The 16,284-nt window shown below is 71.6% G+C and carries 15 protein-coding genes; 11 read left to right on the top strand and 4 right to left on the bottom strand.

The genetic code is table 11. The features are described from left to right. Positions 1-79 precede the first annotated feature (79 nt). The 4 genes from HZZ00_RS29330 (at position 80) to mutM (ending at position 2,686) form a co-directional block, all read left to right on the top strand. Positions 80-724, top strand: a complete 645-nt coding sequence (locus tag HZZ00_RS29330) for a DUF177 domain-containing protein (protein WP_180329241.1) — start codon at positions 80-82, stop codon at positions 722-724. Between the two features lie 2 nt (positions 725-726). Beyond that, positions 727-900, top strand: a complete 174-nt coding sequence (gene rpmF, locus HZZ00_RS29325; protein WP_003951102.1) for a 50S ribosomal protein L32 — start codon at positions 727-729, stop codon at positions 898-900. Positions 901-908: 8 nt separating this feature from the next. After that, positions 909-1,742 carry a ribonuclease III gene (gene rnc, locus HZZ00_RS29320; protein ID WP_374028490.1) on the top strand — a complete coding sequence of 278 codons (834 nt, stop codon included), beginning with the start codon at positions 909-911 and terminating at the stop codon, positions 1,740-1,742. Positions 1,743-1,825: 83 nt separating this feature from the next. After that, positions 1,826-2,686: a bifunctional DNA-formamidopyrimidine glycosylase/DNA-(apurinic or apyrimidinic site) lyase gene (gene mutM, locus HZZ00_RS29315; RefSeq protein ID WP_180329240.1), complete on the top strand. Its 861-nt coding sequence runs from the start codon at positions 1,826-1,828 to the stop codon at positions 2,684-2,686. On the opposite strand, the gene HZZ00_RS29310 is transcribed toward mutM, so the two are convergent. Beyond that, a complete protein-coding gene (locus HZZ00_RS29310; protein ID WP_070022308.1) occupies positions 2,659-3,054 on the bottom strand; it encodes a helix-turn-helix domain-containing protein in 396 nt (131 codons plus the stop codon). The two genes, mutM and HZZ00_RS29310, sit on opposite strands and share 28 nt — an antisense overlap. A 103-nt stretch (positions 3,055-3,157) precedes the next feature. Between HZZ00_RS29310 and HZZ00_RS29305 the strand changes: the two genes are divergently transcribed. Then, positions 3,158-3,742: a flavodoxin family protein gene (locus tag HZZ00_RS29305; RefSeq protein ID WP_180329239.1), complete on the top strand. Its 585-nt coding sequence runs from the start codon at positions 3,158-3,160 to the stop codon at positions 3,740-3,742. A gap of 77 nt (positions 3,743-3,819) precedes the next feature. Here HZZ00_RS29305 and HZZ00_RS29300 read toward each other — a convergent pair whose 3' ends face one another. After that, the gene (locus HZZ00_RS29300) at positions 3,820-5,088 is read right to left on the bottom strand and encodes a CAP domain-containing protein (protein ID WP_180329238.1); all 1,269 of its coding nucleotides are present in this window, start codon (positions 5,086-5,088) and stop codon (positions 3,820-3,822) included. A 149-nt stretch (positions 5,089-5,237) separates the two neighbouring features. On the opposite strand from HZZ00_RS29300, the gene HZZ00_RS29295 reads away from it, so the two are divergent. From HZZ00_RS29295 to HZZ00_RS29275, 5 genes are all read left to right on the top strand, one after another. Beyond that, positions 5,238-5,519 (top strand): acylphosphatase, encoded by a 282-nt coding sequence (locus tag HZZ00_RS29295; protein WP_070022305.1) that lies wholly within the window; start codon positions 5,238-5,240, stop codon positions 5,517-5,519. Positions 5,520-5,890: 371 nt separating this feature from the next. Next, complete coding sequence (locus HZZ00_RS29290; RefSeq protein WP_031167290.1) at positions 5,891-6,094, top strand: hypothetical protein; 204 nt, start codon at positions 5,891-5,893, stop codon at positions 6,092-6,094. Positions 6,095-6,346: 252 nt separating this feature from the next. Beyond that, a complete protein-coding gene (gene smc, locus HZZ00_RS29285; protein WP_180329237.1) occupies positions 6,347-9,955 on the top strand; it encodes a chromosome segregation protein SMC in 3,609 nt (1,202 codons plus the stop codon). Between the two features lie 250 nt (positions 9,956-10,205). Beyond that, positions 10,206-11,624: a sugar porter family MFS transporter gene (locus tag HZZ00_RS29280; RefSeq protein WP_180329236.1), complete on the top strand. Its 1,419-nt coding sequence runs from the start codon at positions 10,206-10,208 to the stop codon at positions 11,622-11,624. Positions 11,625-11,869: 245 nt separating this feature from the next. Continuing rightward, on the top strand, positions 11,870-12,034 hold the full coding sequence (locus tag HZZ00_RS29275; RefSeq protein WP_180329235.1) for a hypothetical protein: 165 nt from the start codon (positions 11,870-11,872) through the stop codon (positions 12,032-12,034). 306 nt (positions 12,035-12,340) lie between these two features. Here HZZ00_RS29275 and HZZ00_RS29270 read toward each other — a convergent pair whose 3' ends face one another. After that, positions 12,341-13,792 carry a cytosine permease gene (locus HZZ00_RS29270; RefSeq protein ID WP_180329234.1) on the bottom strand — a complete coding sequence of 484 codons (1,452 nt, stop codon included), beginning with the start codon at positions 13,790-13,792 and terminating at the stop codon, positions 12,341-12,343. 171 nt (positions 13,793-13,963) lie between these two features. Here HZZ00_RS29270 and ftsY point away from each other — a divergent pair, with 171 nt between their 5' ends. Next, on the top strand, positions 13,964-15,166 hold the full coding sequence (gene ftsY, locus HZZ00_RS29265) for a signal recognition particle-docking protein FtsY (RefSeq protein ID WP_180329233.1): 1,203 nt from the start codon (positions 13,964-13,966) through the stop codon (positions 15,164-15,166). Positions 15,167-15,257: 91 nt separating this feature from the next. On the opposite strand, the gene HZZ00_RS29260 is transcribed toward ftsY, so the two are convergent. After that, positions 15,258-15,920: a bifunctional DNA primase/polymerase gene (locus HZZ00_RS29260; RefSeq protein WP_180329232.1), complete on the bottom strand. Its 663-nt coding sequence runs from the start codon at positions 15,918-15,920 to the stop codon at positions 15,258-15,260. Positions 15,921-16,284: the final 364 nt, after the last annotated feature.

Below are 16,284 nucleotides of genomic sequence, written 5' to 3'. Positions count from 1 at the left end.
TGCGGAGCCGTCCGCGACCGCCGCTGCCCGGAAACACCTACGGGCGGTGTCCCTTCGAGTACGTAGATCGAAAGCAGGAATGGCTTCCAACGCCCGCCTCGACCACCGCAACCCCCTCGTGATCGACACGCACGAGCTGGGTCGGCGTCCTGGTGCGCTGCAGCGCCTGACCCGTGAGATCGACGCCCCCGCGGATCTCGGCATCCCGGGAGTCGTCGGAGTGCCGGAAGGCACCCCGGTGGAACTCGAACTCCGCCTGGAGTCGGTCATGGAAGGGGTGCTTGTCACAGGCACCGCCCGTGCAACGGCCAAGGGGGAGTGCGTAAGGTGTCTGGAGCCGGTCGAGCTGGAGCTCGAAGCGGACTTCCAGGAGATGTTCTCGTACCCTGACGCCGACGACCGGGGCCGCGTGATCGCGGAACCGGGCGACGACGCCGAGGACGACGAGGACAGGCTCTTCATCGAGGACGGCCTGATCGACCTCGAACCTCTGCTGCGCGATGCGGTGGTGCTCGCACTGCCGATGCAGCCGGTGTGCCAGGAAGACTGCCCGGGCCTGTGCTCCGAGTGTGGGGCGCGGCTCGCGGACGACCCGGACCACCACCATGACGCCGTCGACATCCGTTGGGCGGCTTTGCAGGGACTCGCCGACACCATGACGGACGGCGAGAAGGACGAGATGAGCGGCGCCGAAGCGGGCGTCGACGAGAAGCAGGAGAAGTAGCCGTGGCTGTTCCGAAGCGGAAGATGTCGCGCAGCAACACGCGCCACCGCCGGTCGCAGTGGAAGGCTGCGGTCCCCACCCTGGTTGCGTGCGAGCGCTGCCACGAGCCCAAGCAGCAGCACATCGCGTGCCCGTCTTGCGGCACCTACAACAAGCGCCAGGTCCTCGAAGTCTGAGCGGGCTGGTGAGAGGCACTGTGTCCAGTCCGAAGAAGAACACTCCCCGCGCCGGTGGAGGCACGGACAACCAGGCCTCGTCCCACACGCTTCTGGAAGGGCGGCTCGGGTATCAGCTCGAGTCCGCCCTTCTGGTGCGTGCGCTGACCCACCGTTCCTACGCGTACGAGAACGGCGGTCTGCCGACGAACGAGCGGCTGGAGTTCCTCGGGGACTCCGTGCTCGGTCTCGTCGTCACGGACACGCTGTACCGCACCCACCCCGACCTGCCCGAGGGCCAGCTGGCCAAGCTGCGGGCCGCGGTGGTGAACTCGCGTGCGCTGGCGGAGGTGGGGCGTGGCCTCGACCTCGGCGCCTTCATCCGGCTCGGCCGGGGTGAAGAGGGCACGGGCGGCCGGGACAAGGCGTCCATCCTCGCCGACACCCTTGAAGCGGTGATCGGCGCGGTCTATCTCGACCAGGGCCTCGACGCGGCGTCCGAGCTGGTGCACCGGCTCTTCGACCCGCTGATCGAGAAGTCCTCCAACCTGGGCGCCGGCCTGGACTGGAAGACGTCCCTCCAGGAGCTGACCGCGATCGAGGGACTCGGTGTGCCCGAGTACCTGGTCACGGAGACCGGCCCCGACCACGAGAAGACCTTCACTGCTGCCGCCCGCGTCGGAGGCGTCTCGTACGGCACCGGCACCGGCCGCAGCAAGAAGGAGGCGGAGCAGCAGGCCGCCGAGTCCGCCTGGCGGGCCATCAAGGCCGCCGCGGACGAGCGGGCCACGACGGTGCAGCAGGCCAAGGAGGCCGTCGCGGAAGCTGTCAAGGACGACGACACGTCGTCCGCCACCGCCTGACGAGCAGCACACCCGAGCGCCCGCCCCACCGTTTCGCGAGGGGCGGGCGCTCGGTTCACCCAGCGCTTTCCACGGGGGTCCCGATGCCCGAGTTGCCCGAGGTCGAGGTCGTCCGGCGTGGGCTGGCGCGGTGGGTCGCCCACCGCACCGTCGCCGAGACCGAGGTGCTGCACCCGCGTGCCGTGCGCCGGCACGTGGCCGGCGGCGAGGACTTCGCGCAGCGGCTCAAGGGGCACCACATCGGGGAGCCCAGCCGGCGCGGCAAGTACCTGTGGCTGCCGCTGGAGGAGACCAACCAGTCGGTGCTCGCGCACCTCGGCATGAGCGGCCAGCTGCTGGTGCAGCCGCACGAGGCGCCGGACGAGAAGCATCTGCGCATCCGCGTCCGGTTCGCCGACTCCCTCGGCACCGAACTGCGCTTCGTGGACCAACGCACCTTCGGCGGGCTGTCGTTGCACGACAACACCCCCGAGGGCCTGCCCGACGTCATCGCGCACATCGCCCGCGACCCCCTCGACCCGCTGTTCGACGACGACGCCTTCCACCAGGCCCTGCGCCGCAAGCGGACCACCGTCAAACGGGCCCTGCTGGACCAGTCGTTGATCAGCGGCGTCGGCAACATCTACGCGGACGAGGCGCTGTGGCGCGCCCGCATCCACTACGAGCGCCCGACCGCGAACTTCACCCGCCCGGTCACCGCCGAACTCCTCGGCCACATCAGGGACGTGATGAACGCGGCCCTCGCCGTCGGCGGCACCAGCTTCGACAGCCTGTACGTGAACGTCAACGGCGAGTCGGGCTACTTCGACCGTTCCCTGGACGCCTACGGCCGCGAGGGCGAGCCCTGCAACCGCTGCGGCACCCTCATCCGGCGCCGCCCCTGGATGAACCGCTCCAGCTACTTCTGCCCGAAGTGTCAGCGGGCGCCGCGCGCCTCGTCGTAACGCCCGCGGGCCGCCAGCACCTCGTCCATGGAGCCCTCCACCGACTCGATGAGCGCGAGGAGCCGGCCGGCGATCTCGCGGCCCAGCGCGGTCAGCTCGTAGTCCACGCGGGGCGGGTTGGTCGGCTGCGCCTCCCGGTGCACCAGCCCGTCCCGCTCCAGCGCGTGCAGGGTCTGGGACAGCATCTTCTCGCTCACCCCGTCGACGCGGCGGCGCAGCTCGTTGAAGCGCAGTGAGCCCTCGTGCAGCGCGCCGAGCGTCAGCGCGCCCCAGCGGCCGGTGACGTGCTCCAGCGTGCCCCGGGACGGGCAGGCCTTGGCGAAGACGTTGTAGGCGAGCTCTTCGTGCTCCTCAGGACAGGCGGTCATACCCCAAGGGTACGCGTCCGCAGCGCTCACTGCTGGGTTGCACTAACTTCTGGTTAGTGCTTTCATTTCCACACCGCATTGAGCTGCCCTTCCGAGGAGAGTCATGACCACCCCTGTCGTTTCCATCGCCTACCACTCCGGTTACGGCCACACCGCCGTCCTCGCCGAGGCCGTCCGCACCGGTGCCGCGGAGGCCGGCGCCGAGGTGCACCTGATCAAGGTGGACGAGATCACCGAGGAGGACTGGGGGACGCTGGACCGCTCCGACGCGATCGTCTTCGGCTCGCCCACCTACATGGGCACCGCCTCCGGCGCCTTCCACGGCTTCGCCGAGGCCAGCTCCTCGCGCTGGGCCGGTCAGGACTGGCAGGACAAGCTGGCCGCGGGCTTCACCAACTCCGGCTCCAAGAGCGGCGACAAGCTGCACACCCTTCAGTTCTTCCAGATCCTCGCCGCGCAGCACGGCATGCACTGGGTGAACCTGGGCCTGCTTCCGGGCTGGAACTCCAGCACCGCCTCCGAGAACGACCTCAACCGCCTCGGGATCTTCGCCGGCGCAGGCGCCCAGACCGACACGGACCAGGGCCCGGAGGGCGTGCACAAGGCGGACATAGCCACGGCCGAGCACCTCGGGCGCCGGGTGACGCGGACGGCGCTGACGTTCGCGCGGGGTCGCGCCGCCGCGTGAGCGGGGCCCCGGCGGCCTCGGGTCCCACCGGCCGTCCCGGGCCCCGGGGGCTCACGGGCCCCGGACGCCCCGGGGCCTCAGGAGCCGAACTCCTCGGTCCACCACGGCCCGCCCGGACCGTAGTGCACACCGACGCCGAGGGTCTTGAAATCACGGTTCAGGATGGCGGCGCGATTGCCGGGGTCGGCCATCCACGCCTTCACCACGGCCTTCGGGTCCGCCGGACCGCGGGCGATGTTCTCACCGCCGAGGCCGGTGACGCCGGCCGCCGCCGCCCGGTCCCAGGGCGACCTGCCGCCCGGGTCGGTGTGGCCGAAGAAGCCCCGCGCCGCCATGTCGTCGCTGAACGCCTCGGCGAGCCTCGTCAGCGAGGAGTTCGCGGACAGCGCGCCCAGTCCCGCCTTCGCCCGCTCGTCGTTGACCAGCTTCAGCACCTCGGCCTCGGCGGCGGCCCGTGCCGACACCGTGATCGCCGGGGCGGCGGGAGTCTTGGTCGTACGGCGGGACGGACGGGGCTTCGCGGACGAGGGGGCGGGCGACGGGGTGGCCGCGGGGCTGGTCCTCGGCGCCGTGGTCTTCGGGGCCGCGGTCCCGGGGGTGTCGCTCTTCGGGGCGGCGGTCCCGGGGGCGTCGCTCTTCGGCGCGCGGGGCTTCGGAGCGGTGGCCTTCGTGCCGGGCTTCCCGGACGGTGACGCCGACCGCGAAGGGGCCGGCGAGGCCGGTGCGGACTTCGGCGGTACGGGGGAGGAGGACGCCGTCGGAGCGGCGGGGGACGGCCGTACGGCGTCCCCGCCGGACGTCGCGCCGCCGACGCCGGTGCTCGCGCTCCCGGACGTACCGCCCTGTGCGGCGGCCGTGTTGCCGGGGGAGCTCGCGACCACGGTCCGGTCCCCGGTGGCGTGGGCGCCGTCCCCGAGCCGGTAGCCGTCGAAGCCCGGGACCACGCCCGCGGCCACGGCGGCGGTGCCCAGGACGACGGCCACGGACAGCCCGAGCAGGGCCACGCTCACCGAACGGCCGGCGCGCTTTTGGTGCTCATCGTCCCGGGGTCCGTCGCCATCGGCTCCGGGCGCCTGCGGTCCCGCGTCCGCCGGCGCCGGGTCCTGCGCCGCGAAGAGGTACGCCTCGGCCTTGGCCTTGGCCTCCGCGTAGGCCGGGTCGGGACCGGGCACGGTGCCCATCGGGATCGGCACCGTGTCCGAGGAGGGGGACGAGGGCGGGGCCGGGTGCGCGGAGGGGGACGGAGACCGCGACGGGAACGGCGGCCGCCCGCCCTCGGCGGCGGAGCCCTGCGCGGCGTCGCCGTCCCCGGCGCGGCCGGCGTCCGAGCGTCGGTGGCGTCCCATGTCCTGGTCCTCTTCCTCGTACGTCCTTACGAGCATCCCAATCCACTCGATCGAGTGAGTTTCGTATGAGATGCCCCGGAAGCGGACGGTACCTCATGCCCCGCGGAGGCGATGTGTGCCGGACGACACCGGCCGGTTAGGTTGCACCCATGAGCGAGGATGTTCGACTGGTCGCCTGGGTGCGAGGACACGTACAGGGCGTGGGATTCCGCTGGTTCACGCGTGCCAAGGCACTGGAGATCGGCGGCCTGAGTGGTTTTGCTCTCAATCTGGCGGACGGCCGGGTCCAGGTCGTCGCCGAGGGCGCGCGCGAGGGCTGCGAGGGACTGCTCGACTGGCTCCAGGGCGACGACACGCCCGGCCGCGTCGACGGTGTCACCGAGATCTGGGACACACCTCGCGGCGGCTACGACGGCTTCGCCGTCCGCTGAGCCGGAGCCGCCCGGCCGCGGCGCACCAACCCCGGGCGGTGGCCGCCGGGAGCAGAAACGGCCTGGTGGTTGCCAAGAAGGGCGCAGCGTGGCAGGCTCCCGGGGTACAGCTGATCGCTGAGCCCCGAGGGCCCGGATGACTCGCAGCGCCGCCGCATCTCCCGGCCGCGCGCCCCGGTTCGCCCCCCAATACGGGGTGTGATCGTGTTGACCGTCAAACTTTTTGGTGAGACGCTGAAAGCCCCGCGCACCTTAGCTGTTTGGCATCGAGCAACAGCAGAGCAACACGGATGTGCCAAGCACCGCGGGTGCGAAATCCCTCACGACCCACACCGCATCGGTCGGTCACTCAGTGTGGAGGACCATCCATCATGGCAAAGGCGCTTCTCGGTTACGTCGGCGGCTCCGACCCTCGACTCCTCGCCGAGATGCGACGGCTGCAGCAGCGTGTCCAGGACCTGGAGTCCGAGCTGGTCAGGATCCAGGCGGAGAACGAAGCGCTGTCGGCTGCCGCCTCTCAGGACAGGATCATGGAGAGCATCGACGCACACCAGGCGGAGCCTGCGCTCACCTGATCGCTGCATCAGCTCCACAACAGCAGTCGCAGCGGCCAGGGTGCCCGTAACAACCGCTCAGTCGATCGGACGGTCGGCACCAAGGCCGTCCCCTCAGAATCGCAAGGGACGCTTCGGCGTCCCTTCTTTCTTGCCCCCGCGCATCCTTTCACCTTCTTCAACAACTGGTGTGCCCTGCATGTCCAACGGCGAAACCGCGGGCTTGCGAGGGTTCATGGAGTGAGATAGCGGCGGCCGGTAGAGTCCACCGGCGTGCACCTCAAGGCCCTGACCCTGCGCGGCTTCAAGTCGTTCGCCTCCGCGACCACGCTCCGCTTCGAACCCGGGATCACGTGTGTCGTCGGACCCAACGGCTCGGGCAAGTCCAACGTGGTGGACGCGCTGAGCTGGGTCATGGGCGAGCAGGGCGCCAAGTCGTTGCGCGGCGGAAAGATGGAGGACGTCATCTTCGCCGGCACCACCGGGCGCCCCCCGCTGGGGCGCGCCGAGGTGTCGCTGACCATCGACAACTCCGACGGGGCGCTGCCCATCGAGTACGCCGAGGTCACCATCACGCGGATCATGTTCCGCAACGGCGGCAGCGAGTACCAGATCAACGGCGACACCTGCCGCCTGCTGGACATCCAGGAACTCCTCTCCGACTCCGGCATCGGCCGCGAGATGCACGTCATCGTCGGCCAAGGCCAGCTCGACTCCGTGCTGCACGCCGACCCCATGGGCCGCCGGGCCTTCATCGAGGAGGCGGCCGGCGTCCTCAAGCACCGCAAGCGCAAGGAGAAGGCGCTGCGGAAGCTGGACGCGATGCAGGCCAACCTCGCCCGCGTCCAGGACCTCACCGACGAACTGCGCCGCCAGCTCAAGCCGCTCGGCCGGCAGGCGGCGGTGGCCCGGCGGGCCGCCGTCATCCAGGCCGACCTGCGCGACGCCCGGCTGCGGCTGCTCGCCGACGACCTCGTACGACTGCGCGAGGCGCTCAACGCCGAGATCGCCGACGAGGCCGCCCTCAAGGAACGCAAGGAGAGCGCCGAGCAGGAGCTGAAGAAGGCCCTGCACCGCGAGTCCCTCCTGGAGGACGAGGTGCGGCGGCTCGCCCCGCGCCTCCAGCGCGCCCAGCAGACCTGGTACGAGCTGTCCCAGCTGGCCGAGCGGGTGCGCGGCACGATCTCGCTGGCCGAGGCCCGGGTCAGGAGCGCCACCTCCGCACCGCCCGAGGAGCGCCGCGGCCGCGACCCCGAGGACCTGGAGCGCGAGGCCGCCCGCGTCCGCGAGCAGGAGGCCGAACTGGAGGCCGCCCTCGAAGCGGCCCGGCGCGCCCTGGACGACACGGTCGCCCACCGCGCCGAGCTGGAGCGGGAACTGGCCGTCGAGGAACGCCGGCTCAAGGACGTGGCCCGCGCCATCGCCGACCGCCGCGAGGGCCTGGCCCGGCTGCACGGACAGGTCAACGCGGCCCGCTCGCGCGCCGCCTCCGCCCAGGCCGAGGTCGAACGGCTGGCCACGGCCCGCGACGAGGCCCAGGAGCGCGCGGTGCGCGCACAGCAGGAGTACGAGGCGCTGCGGGCCGAGGTCGACGGGCTCGACGCCGACGACACCGAACTCGCCGAGCGGCACGAGGCCGCCAAACGGCAGCTGGCCGCCGCCGAGGCCGCCCTGACCACGGCCCGCGAGTCGGCCACCGCCGCCGAACGCCGCCGGGCCGCCACCCAGGCCCGTCACGAGGCGCTGGCCCTCGGGCTGCGCCGCAAGGACGGCACCGGCACCCTGCTGGACGCCCGGCTCACCGGTGTCCTGGGTCCGGCCGCCGAACTGCTGACCGTCACCCCCGGCTACGAGATCCCGCTGGCGGCGGCCTTCGGAGCCGCGGCCGACGCCGTCGCCGTGAGCGACCCGGCCTCCGCGGCGGACGCCATTCGCCTCCTGCGCAAGCAGGACGGGGGCCGGGCGGCCCTGCTCCTCGCGGGCTCGCCGGACGCGCCCCGCACGGACGCGGAGCCGTGCCCGGCGTGCGGCAGCCGCGGTGTGGGTGCGCCCGGTGGTGACGATGTCGCGCCCGGCGCACGCGCGATCCCCGCGGGCGCACTGGTCCGCGCCCCGGAGGACCTGATGCCGGCCGTCCACCGGCTCCTGCGCGGCATCGTCGTGGTCGACACCCTCGAAGTCGCCGAGGACCTGGTCCGTGCCCACCCCCACCTCACCGCCGTGACCGCGGAAGGCGACCTGCTGGGCGCCCACTTCGCGCAGGGCGGCTCGGCCGGCGCCCCCAGCCTGCTGGAGGTCCAGGCGTCCGTGGACGAGGCGGCGGCGGAACTGGCGGAGCTGGAGGTCCGCTGCGCGGAGCTGGCCGGGGAACAGCGCGCGGCGGCCGAGCGCCGTACCGAGGCCGCGGCCCTCGCCGAAGAGCTGAGCGAACGCCGCCGGGCCGCCGACCGGCAGAAGTCCTCCACCGCCCAGCAGCTCGGCCGGCTCGCCGGCCAGGCACGCGCCGCGGCCGGGGAGGCCGAGCGTTCCGCCGCCGCTGCCGCGCGGGCACAGGAGGCGCTGGACAAGGCCGTGGAGGAGGCCGAGGAACTGGCGGAGCGGCTGGCGGTCGCCGAGGAGATGCCCGTCGAGGAGGAGCCGGACAGCTCCGCGCGGGACCGGCTCGCCATCGACGGCGCCAACGCCCGCCAGACCGAGATGGAGGCCCGCCTCCAGGTCCGGACCCACGAGGAGCGGGTCAAGGGGATCGCCGGGCGGGCCGACTCGCTCGACCGGGCCGCCCGCACGGAGCGCGAGGCGCGGGCGCGGGCCGAGCAGCGCCGGGCCCGGCTGCGGCACGAGGCGGCCGTCGCCCAGGCGGTCGCCGACGGCGCCCGCACCCTGCTCGCGCACGTCGAGGTCTCCCTCGCCCGCGCCGACCGGGAGCGCACCGCCGCCGAGGCCGCCAAGGCGCGGCGCGAGCAGGAACTGGCCGCCGCCCGCACCGCCGGACGCGAACTGAAGTCGGAACTCGACAAGTTGACGGATTCAGTACACCGCGGTGAGGTACTCGGCGCCGAGAAGCGGCTGCGGATCGAGCAGCTGGAGACCAAGGCGCTGGAGGAACTGGGTGTCGAGCCGGCGGGGCTTGAGGCGGAGTACGGGCCGGACCGGCCGGTGCCGCCCTCGCCCCCCGCCGACGGCGAGCGGCTGCCGGAGGACCCGGACGACCCGCGCAACCAGCCGCGCCCCTTCGTACGGGCCGAGCAGGAGAAGCGGCTCAAGGCGGCCGAGCGGGCGTACCAGCAGCTCGGCAAGGTCAATCCGCTGGCGCTGGAGGAGTTCGCGGCACTGGAGGAGCGGCACAAGTTCCTCAGCGAGCAGCTGGAGGACCTGAAGAAGACCCGCGCCGATCTGCTCCAGGTGGTGAAGGAGGTCGACGAACGGGTCGAGCAGGTCTTCACCGAGGCGTTCCGGGACACCGCCCGCGAGTTCGAGGGGGTCTTCGCCCGTCTGTTCCCGGGCGGCGAGGGCCGGCTCGTGCTCACGGACCCGGACGACATGCTCACCACGGGCGTCGACGTGGAGGCGCGCCCGCCGGGCAAGAAGGTCAAGCGGCTGTCCCTGCTCTCCGGCGGCGAGCGGTCGCTGACGGCCGTCGCGCTGCTGGTGTCGATCTTCAAGGCCCGGCCGAGCCCCTTCTACGTCATGGACGAGGTCGAGGCGGCCCTGGACGACACCAACCTCCAGCGGCTGATCCGGATCATGCAGGAGTTGCAGGAGGCCTCGCAGCTCATCGTGATCACGCATCAGAAGCGCACGATGGAGGTGGCGGACGCGCTGTACGGCGTCTCGATGCAGGGCGACGGTGTGTCGAAGGTCATCTCGCAGCGCCTTCGCTGACCCGTTTTCAAGATCCATTCGATAGCAGGGCTGGGATCGCCCCGCTCCTCGTTCACTTCTTGAACGCGGAGTGAGGTGATCTATCTACAAACTCACAGCCGTTCCCCTATTGACTTCGAAAGTTGAAGACATAGTCTCTGCAACGTTGCTTTTTCCTTCAGGTGTAAGTGACGCCGACGTGTGCGCCACTGGAGACCTGGAAGGGCTCACCCCCACCCCGGCAGCGTTGCCGTGGCCCGAGGAGTTTCACGTGACCAGCACAGCGCAGGCACCTCAGTCAGGAGCCGGGACGGCTCATCCCGAACATCTCGGGCATGTCATCTTCATCGCGGCCGCCGCCGCCATGGGCGGCTTCCTCTTCGGCTACGACAGCTCCGTCATCAACGGTGCCGTCGAAGCCATCCGTGACCGCTACGACATCGGCCCCGCCGCGCTCGCCCAGGTCATCGCCATCGCCCTGATCGGCTGTGCCATCGGCGCGGCCACCGCGGGCCGGATAGCCGACCGGATCGGCCGGATCCGCTGCATGCAGATCGCGGCCGTGCTGTTCACGATCAGCGCCGTCGGCTCCGCGCTGCCCTTCGCGCTGTGGGACCTCGCCTTCTGGCGCATCATCGGCGGCTTCGCCATCGGCATGGCGTCCGTCATCGGCCCCGCCTACATCGCCGAGGTCGCCCCGCCCGCCTACCGCGGCCGGCTCGGCTCCTTCCAGCAGGCCGCGATCGTGGTCGGCATCGCCATCTCCCAGCTGGTCAACTGGGGCCTGCTGAACGCCGCCGGCGGCAACCAGCGCGGCCACCTCATGGGCCTGGAGGCCTGGCAGGTCATGCTGGGCGTCATGGTGATCCCGGCGATCCTCTACGGCATGCTGTCGCTCGCCATCCCGGAGTCCCCGCGCTTCCTGCTGTCCGTCGGCAAGCGTGAGCGCGCCAAGGAGATCCTGGCCGAGGTCGAGGGCAAGAACACCGACCTGGACAAGCGCGTCGCCGAGATCGAGCACGCGATGAAGAGCGAGCACCGCTCCACCTTCAAGGACCTGCTCGGCGGCGGCTTCTTCTTCAAGCCGATCGTCTGGGTCGGCATCGGCCTGTCGGTCTTCCAGCAGTTCGTCGGCATCAACGTCGCGTTCTACTACTCCTCGACGCTGTGGCAGTCCGTGGGCGTCGACCCGACGCAGTCGTTCTTCTACTCCTTCACCACGTCCATCATCAACATCGTCGGCACCGTGATCGCGATGATCTTCGTGGACCGCATCGGCCGCAAGCCGCTCGCGCTCATCGGCTCCGCCGGTATGACGGTCGGCCTGGCCCTGGAGGCCTGGGCGTTCTCCTACCACCTGGTCGACGGCAAGCTGCCCGCCACGCAGGGCTGGGTCGCCCTGATCGCCGCCCACGTCTTCGTTCTCTTCTTCGCCCTGTCCTGGGGTGTGGTCGTCTGGGTCATGCTCGGCGAGATGTTCCCGAACAGGATCCGTGCCGCCGCCCTGGGCGTGGCCGCCGCCGCGCAGTGGATCGCCAACTGGGCGATCACCGCGAGCTTCCCGTCGCTGGCCGACTGGAACCTGTCCGTCACGTACGTGATCTACACGGTGTTCGCGGCCCTCTCCATCCCGTTCGTCCTGAAGTTCGTCAAGGAGACGAAGGGCAAGGCCCTGGAGGAGATGGGCTGACGGCCCCCTCGAACCCGAGGAGAAGGGCCCAAGACCCCGCTGCCCCTCTCCTCGCATCTCCCTCCGCCCCCGGTACGGCCACCGCCGTCCGGGGGCGGAGGCGTTTCCCGGCTCGCTCCGCCGGCGCCGGCACCACCCGCTGCGCGAACGGCCGCGGGCTGCGCCACCCCTCCGCGAAGGGCAGGGCGCCCGCGCGCGGGCGCGGCCCAGGGTGTCCGGGTCTTGCGCCCGGTATCTGGTCCCGGGTGGGGACGGGGCACGGCGAAGGCGCGGGCCTCGCGCAGGAGACGCCGGGCGGCACGCCGCCCGGGCGCGGCCGGGGCCTCGGCGAGGTGCGGCAGGGCGGCCGCGGCGGCGGCATCGTGATCCGGCCCGCGGTGCCGTACCCGGCGCGGCGCTCCCGGTGGTGAACTCCTCGTCGGCGAATCTCCTCGGCCGGCCGCGGCGGGCCGTGCGGCGGTCCGATCGCCGTCGGCACGGTCACCGGGACGCTCCGCGTGGCCCCGGGCACCGCGAACGCGAACGGCGACGGCAGCCGGCCGTCCGCGACGCCGTGGCGTCCTCCGGTCCGCACGGCGCCGTGCCCCTGCGCGGCCGGGTCGCGACGAACGACCGTGACGGGCATGACGAGTCCCCCTCCGCCAGGCGTGGTGGAGGGGGACGCGAGGTGACGTGCGCGGGCCGGGTGCCGTGGGCGTTCCGGGCCCGGTCCGGTGTCAGACCCCCGTCGGGGCCGGCTCGGGGAGGTCGGAGGGGAGGTGGGACCGCGTGGCCACCGGGGGCTTCGGAAGGGCCAGGTACAGCGCCGCCGAGATCACGATGGTGGCCACCCAGCCCAGGCCGTACTCGCCGATGACGTTGTTCTTCGCCAGCGGGCCGGTGAACCAGTCCGAGGTGGTGAACAGCAGGCCCCCGACCAGGCCGATCGCCCAGGAAGCCACGGCGGCGGGGGAGAAGCCGCCCTTGTACCAGTAGGCGCTGGCACGGGTCGTGTCGGCCATCGCCCGGCCGTCGTACTCCGTACGGCGCAGCATGTCCGCGCCGAACACGCCGACCCACGCCGAGAACGCGACCGCCAGCAGCGACAGGAAGGCGATGAAGGAGCCCATGAAGCTCGTCGCCACCAGCATCAGCACCCCGCCGAACACCAGCGAGATCACGGCGTTGACCGACACCGCCCAGTGCCGCGGCACCTTGAACCCGAGGGTCTGTGCGGTGAAGCCCGCCGAGTACATCGACATCGAGTTGATCAGCAGCATGCCCACCAGCGCGATGAACAGGTACGGCACCGCGATCCACGTCGGCAGGATCTTGCCGAGGAAGGACACCGGGTCGGCGGCCGACGCCAGGTCCGGCGTGGACACCGCCATCACCGCGCCCATCAGCACCATCGGCAGCACGACCACACCGGCGCCGCCGACCGCCGTGCCCACGATCGCCTTCGAGGAGGCCGTGCGCGGCAGGTAGCGGGTGAAGTCCGGCGCGGTCGGGATCCAGCTGACGCCGCCGGCCGCGATCATGCCGATACCGGTGATCACCGAGGCCGTCGAACCGGCGCTGTGGTGCGCGACCCGCGCCCAGTCCGTCTTCACCGCCAGGTACACCAGCACCAGCACCGAGAAGACGCCGAAGAAATACGTGGCGTACTTGTTGCACTTCTGCACGGCGTTGATGCCGAGCCCGGAGATCGCGAACGTCGCCACGACGAACGCCAGCAGCGTCACCATGTCCAGCACGCTGTTCGCCTTGATGCCGAACAGGATGTCGAGAATGGTGAGCATGGCGTAGGCGCCGGTCACCGCGTTGATCGTCTCCCAGCCCCAGCGCGCCACCCAGATCAGCGACCCCGGCAGCAGATTGCCCCGCTGCCCGAACACCGCGCGCGACAGCGCCATGCCCGGCGCCCCGCCCCGCTTGCCGGCGATGCCGATCAGACCGACGAGACCGTACGACACGACGGGCGCCGCCACCGCGACGACCAGCGCCTGCCAGATGTTCAGGTGGTACGCCACGACGAGGCTCGCGCCCATCGTCAGCAGCAGCACGCTGATGTTGGCGCCGACCCAGGTGGGAAACAGCTCACGGGTCCGGCCGGTCCGCTCGTGATCCGGGACCTGCTCGATGCCACGGGTCTCGAGAGCGCCTTCGGTCTCGACGGTTTTGCTCATGGGGGAGGGCCTACGCAAGTGGGGGGAAGTGGGACGGTCGGACTCTACGCGCGTCAACGGAGCCGCGACCATCGTACTTTGCTCCGACTCCTCGCTTTACGTGGCGTTTGTCTCTCGGAGGAAGTCACAAGCCCGGTGACGGAGTACCCCATGGCCGATACTGGACGCGTTATGGAAACCGTCATCCTTGCTGTAGTCATCGCCGTGGTCGTGCTCGGCGCGCTCGGCGGGCTGATCGTGGGCACCCGACGCCGGAAGTCGCTGCCCCCGCCGCCCCCGAAGGCGCCCGACATCACCGCGCCCCCGGCCGAGCCGCACGTCGGCGAAGAGGCCGAGACGCCGCGCGACGAACCGCGCCGGACGATCGAGGAGGTGGATCTCCCAGGCGGCCCGCCGGTCGTCGTAGAAGAGCCTCCCGCCCCCGTCGAGGCTCCCGAGATCGAGATCCCGGAGCCCACCGCGGGCCGGCTGGTCCGGCTCCGCACCCGCCTGTCCCGCTCCCAGAACGCCCTCGGCAAGGGACTGCTCACGCTGCTGTCGCGCGAGCACCTGGACGAGGACACCTGGGAGGAGATCGAGGACACCCTGCTCACCGCCGACGTCGGTGTGCAGCCGACCCAGGAGCTGGTCGAGGGCCTGCGCCAGCGCGTCAAGGTCCTCGGCACCCGCACTCCCGCGGAGCTGCGCGGCCTGCTCCGCGAGGAGCTGCTCAAGCTGGTCGGCACCGATGCCGACCGCACCGTGAAGACCGAGCCCGCCGACCGCAAGCCCGGCATCGTGATGGTCGTCGGGGTCAACGGCACCGGCAAGACCACCACCACCGGCAAGCTCGCCCGCGTCCTGGTCGCCGACGGCCGCAGCGTGGTGCTGGGCGCCGCCGACACCTTCCGTGCCGCCGCCGCCGACCAGCTCCAGACCTGGGGCGAGCGGGTCGGCGCCTACACCGTGCGCGGTCCGGAGGGCGGCGACCCCGCCTCCGTGGCCTTCGACGCGGTCAAGGAAGGCAAGGAGATGGGGGTCGACGTCGTCCTCATCGACACCGCCGGGCGACTGCACACCAAGACCGGCCTGATGGACGAGCTGGGCAAGGTCAAGCGCGTGGTCGAGAAGCACGCGCCGCTGGACGAGGTGCTGCTGGTCCTGGACGCCACCACCGGCCAGAACGGTCTGGTGCAGGCCCGGGTGTTCGCCGAGGTCGTGGACATCACCGGCATCGTGCTGACCAAGCTGGACGGCACCGCCAAGGGCGGCATCGTGGTGGCGGTCCAGCGCGAGCTGGGCGTCCCGGTGAAGCTGATCGGGCTCGGCGAGGGCGCGGACGACCTGGCGCCGTTCGAGCCGGAGGCGTTCGTGGACGCGCTGATCGGAGACTGACCGTAGCCGCGTTACCACCTCATGAAGAAGTGCCCGCCCTCAAGGTGCAGTCGAGGACGGGCACTTCGCTTTTCCGGCGCCGCGGGCGCGCTCAGTCCCGCGCCCGTGAGCGGTGTGCCACGTACGCCAGCGTGCCCAGCAGCAGCCGGGCCGCCGGGGGGCGACTCGCGCAGTCCAGCGCGGGCGGACGCAGCCAGCGCACCGGGCCCAGGCCGCCCCGGTCGGAGGGCGGCGCGGTGATGAACGTACCGGGGCCGAGGCCGCGCAGGTCCAGGGCGCGCGGGTCGTCCCAGCCCATGCGGTAGAGCAGCCGGGGCAGCTCGGCGGCGGCGCCGGCCGCCACGAAGAAGTGGGCGCGCCCCTCGGGGGTGACGGCCACCGGACCGAGCGGCAGGCCCATTCGCTCCAGCCGGACCAGGGCCCGGCGCCCGGCCTGCTCGCAGACCTCCACGACGTCGAAGGCGCGGCCCACCGGCAGCAGCACCGAGGCCCCCGGGAACTCCGCCCAGGCCTTGGTCACCTCGTCCAGGGTGGCGCCGGCCGGTACCTCGGGCGCGAACTCCAGCGGATGCGCGCCCGGCTCCGGACACCCGGGGTGCCCGCAGGAGCAGACGCCCGCCGCGGCCCTCGCCCCCGGCACCACGTCCCAGCCCCACAGGCCGGTGAACTCGGCGACGGTGGTGCACTCCGCGGCCCGGCCACGCCGACGCGAGCCGGAGCGGATCTCGCGAATGCCGCCGATCGTGAAGCCCATGCCCCCTCCAACGGGTCCAGCGCGCCGGTGGTTACGACACGGAACGAGACGGAAGCGGAACGTAACGCTACGGCTCCGCCTTCCCTCCGGGTCAGGGGGCCAAGGTGGCGCCTTGAAGCGTGTCGGGTGGTGTACCGGAATACATGCGCCCCTGCGTGCACCACTCCGCCTACTTCCGTTCGTCCTATGTCAAGTGAATCGTGTGTGGCGGGCAGTGAGTTCACTTGAAGGGGTGGCGAATGGTGGCGTTTCTGTGATCCCCGTGGCTCAGCCGGTGATCGTGGGATTACTGTGAGTACGCAGAAGCCTCGGGCACATGCGTCCGTGGGTATGCCGGAGGCATTTCGACAGCCCGTTCGAAGGG

This window comes from Streptomyces sp. NEAU-sy36 (assembly GCF_013423905.1).
Lineage (GTDB): Bacteria > Actinomycetota > Actinomycetes > Streptomycetales > Streptomycetaceae > Streptomyces > Streptomyces misionensis.
The sequence above is the reverse complement of the archived record's forward strand: the minus strand, read 5'-3'. Positions and strand labels throughout refer to the sequence as shown.